2 pseudogenes are annotated in these 1,212 nt (G+C 41.7%); both read left to right on the forward strand.

The features are described from left to right. Positions 1-105 (forward strand): annotated as a pseudogene (locus R7F07_RS25060) (GGDEF domain-containing protein); the annotation flags it as partial. A gap of 171 nt (positions 106-276) precedes the next feature. Next, positions 277-967: pseudogene (locus tag R7F07_RS25065) on the forward strand (IS630 family transposase); the annotation flags it as partial. Positions 968-1,212 lie beyond the last annotated feature (245 nt).

Here is a 1,212-nt window from a genome sequence, read left to right on the forward strand (position 1 = left end):
TATTCAAAGCACTCAGGACGCAATCAAGTCACCCTAGCTTACGAAAACCTGCCAGATCTTAAGCTTTATCAAGCCGGTCACTTAAAAATACAAAGGGTTTCCTAAAAATAAATAACTCATTTCTTACCACGATAGCCTCTTTACTAAGAAACCTCCGTCCTACGCAGTCCCCACAATAACATCGCTAAAAACTCGCTTATCTAAAAACCTTATAACTATTAGTAAAAAGTGCTCTATATGTGTTCGCTATTTATCGACCTAAACCACCATCATTACATCCTTAATATCGACTTTAAAAAGCTCGCAAGTCAGCAAAAATCCATTCAGATGAAAATGAGGCCACTGACCCTTGCTCATTTCAAAGATGGACACTCACGTACACAAATCGTCAAGTTTCTCAAGGTAAGCCGAACCAGTGGTAATAATTGGGTCCAAACCTTTCTTGAAGAAGGACTAGAAGGACGACAAGAAAAGCCAAGCACAGGAGGATTTGAAAAAATCAAAATCGAAACGATCCTTAAGATCCCAGAACATATAGCTTTAGAGTAAAACCAGATTTGGGCAATAAAACACGACAACACGCTTATGGGCTAAAAAAGGAACTCGCCCAAGAGCCGTGAAGCAATAACAATTTGAGTATGCTTATCTGTTCGGTTCAGTCGTCGCAGAAGAGGAATTGGTGAGGCTATCATTGTCCCTGGGTTAATAAAGACATCATGATAGAGCACTTAAAACAAATATTGGCAGTCACGGAGGAAGGACGTCACGCCGTCGTTGTAATGGATGGCGCAGGATGGCATACAGAAGAAATTGCCAATGACTTTAAAATGTCAGTGTCATCAAACTTTCGCCCTATTCTCCAGAGCTAAACCCTATCGAACAAGTATGGCGTTGGTTGAGGCAACGCTATTTAGCCAACCAATCTTTTACTGATTACCACGACATCATCTCCAAAGTCTGCGATGCATAGAATCGGTTTGGGATTGCTCCAAAAGAGTCACCAAAATATGCTCGAGAAGATGAATAGACCTGACCAGTTAATTTTCCAGATTGGTATAATAAAGGTATGGAAAGATCTCTTCAGCTCAGATCTGCAGATACAAAAAAGCCCCAGTCTTTCGACTGAGGCTTTAAATATGGCAGGGGTGGAGAGATTCGAACTCCCAACACGCGGATTTGGAATCCGCTGCTCTGCCAATTGGAGCTACACCC

This window comes from Vibrio sp. YT-16, assembly GCF_033337405.1.
Lineage (GTDB): Bacteria > Pseudomonadota > Gammaproteobacteria > Enterobacterales > Vibrionaceae > Vibrio > Vibrio alginolyticus.